The organism is Neobacillus drentensis, assembly GCF_036966985.1.
GTDB classification, from domain to species: Bacteria; Bacillota; Bacilli; order Bacillales; family Cytobacillaceae; genus Neobacillus; species Neobacillus drentensis_E.
This window is the reverse complement of record NZ_JBALSN010000520.1, coordinates 1-2,258: the sequence shown is the minus strand read 5'-3', so window position 1 is coordinate 2,258 and position 2,258 is coordinate 1. Positions and strand designations below refer to the sequence as shown.

At 34.5% G+C, this 2,258-nt stretch carries 2 protein-coding genes; one reads left to right on the top strand and one right to left on the bottom strand.

From position 1 onward, the window contains the following. On the top strand, nucleotides 1–451 hold a 451-nt coding region (locus V7659_RS27060; protein ID WP_335543172.1), incomplete at its 5' end, for a YfiT family bacillithiol transferase. 215 nt (nucleotides 452–666) lie between these two features. On the opposite strand, the gene V7659_RS27055 is transcribed toward V7659_RS27060, so the two are convergent. Beyond that, complete coding sequence (locus V7659_RS27055) at nucleotides 667–2,040, bottom strand: PLP-dependent aminotransferase family protein (protein ID WP_335543171.1); 1,374 nt, start codon at nucleotides 2,038–2,040, stop codon at nucleotides 667–669. Nucleotides 2,041–2,258: the final 218 nt, after the last annotated feature.

The following is a 2,258-nucleotide window of genomic DNA, read 5'->3' as shown; positions in this document are numbered from 1 at the left end:
TTGGATAAATGAGATTGAAGGTTTACCAAGATTATTAAGAGATGCTTTAAAAGACTTAAATAATGAACAGCTTGATACACCTTATCGTTCAGGAGGGTGGACTGTTCGACAAGTAATACATCACCTTGCGGATAGTCATATGAATGCATTCGTTCGCTTTAAATTGGCTCTTACGGAAGAAAATCCTGTAATTAAGCCATATGACGAAACGAAATGGGCGGAACTACCTGATTATAAATTGCCAATTGATACTTCACTTTTACTTCTTGAAACATTACACCAACGTTGGACAAACCTTTTACGTAGTCTAACTCCTGCTGATATGGAAAAGACATTTATTCATCCAGATTCGGGTGAAGTTTCAGTAGGTGAAAATATAGGAATCTACGCTTGGCACGGGCGACATCATCTTGCACATATTACTTCTTTGTGTCATCGTAAGGGCTGGTAATGGATTTTGTGAACATTACACTTAAAGTAACGGGGGGCGATACTTCAATAACGAAGATCGCTTTTTTCTTCTTCAGGTAACGGGGATTTTACTTAAAAGGGGGGCAATTATGTAATTGCTGATTGGAACTTTAATAAAACCTCTATTAATTGGGTGACAGAGTAACAGGAAAGGGTGTTGCCTTTATAATGGTAACACCCTATTTAGAATCGACCTTAATGATAGGATTTAAACGAGAATGGATTGTATTTCTTTTTTTCACACATATCGATTATATAAGTTGCTAATTGTTGAATACCGAGATTAATCTTATCTTCATTTACTTGTGAAATGCTTAATCGAATTGCTTGCTGTTTGTTTTCTGCTAAGTACATTCTTGAAGCGTTATCTACATAAATATATTTTTCATGTAATAGATAAATCAATTTATCGACATCTATTTGTGAAGGCAAAAAGATGGTGAGATAAAAACCACTTTTTGGCTTTGTGAATTGTACATAGTTCGGTAAATATAATGTACAGGCTTCTAATAGTGTTTTCATTTTTTTTAAGTACAATTTTTTTACGCTTTCTAAATGATATTGAAACATACCATTTTTTAAATAGATTTCTAATGCTCCTTGTGAAAGTGGCGATGAGGTGAAATCAGTGCTAAATTTATAGCTTACGAAGGTGGGAATCATTTTTTCAGGGAGTACAACAGTGGCAATACGCAGACCTGGCAAAAATACTTTCGAAAAACTCTTTACATAAATAACTCTTCCGTTAGGTTCATACGCAAACAATGGGTCTGCTTTTAAATCCGTATCTAACTCTGCTAAGAAATCATCCTCTACAATGTATACATCATATTTTTCTGCAAGAGCAACGATTTTTTTCTTTTCTTCATTTGTATAATGATGCCCAAGTGGATTATGGCATCTTGGAACGATGTAAAAGAATTTAATATCAGTGGTTCGAAATAAGTTTTCAAGTCTTTCAAAATCAATACCCTCCATTGTTAATTCAATTCCAAAGGTTGTAATCCGGTTTAACTGTAAGGTATCTATCATACCAAAGTAAGTGGGCTGCTCAATTAATACATTCTTTTTCCCATTCGGAAACGGCATGATGGATAGAATGTGAAGAGCTTGTTGTGAGCCAGAAGTAATAACAAGTCGATCAGGTTTGGTGAATACTTGCAATTGTTGTAAATACTTCGCAAGTTCCTTTCGTAAAGAAAGGAGTCCCTGTTGCTCACTATAAGTGAATAATTGTTCTTTATAATGGTCAATCGCCTGGTTCATGCAATGCTGAAAGTCCTCATAAGGCATGATCCGTTTATCCGGACCAGCAGATAAAAAATCAATATCATTTTCATGTGGACTAGGTTCTTGGTAATAATCAACAACGTAATAGCCACTTTTGGGTTTAGCATAGACAATATGTTGTTGTTCCAATTCAAGTAATGCCTTTACAACCGTGTTTTTACTACATTGAAATTGTTCAGCGAGCAGCCGAATAGAAGGCAATTTATCGCCTGTTTTTAACTGCTCATCCTCTATTTGTTGTTTGACCCATTCTAAAATACCTCTATATTTTGTTGTCATATATTTTCTCCTATGTATCTGTCCCATGACAGATGTGGAATTTTCTTGTTTTAAAAAGAGTTGATATTCATTACAATCATGTTTAATTAGCTAATTCGGTTTAACTTGATTATGGAATACATTTGCAGGTTTGTTAAGGGGGAATTTGAATGGAAAACAATATTAAAAGAGGAATGCTACTGGGCTTTATTGGGATCGTTTGGTTTAGTCTTACATTA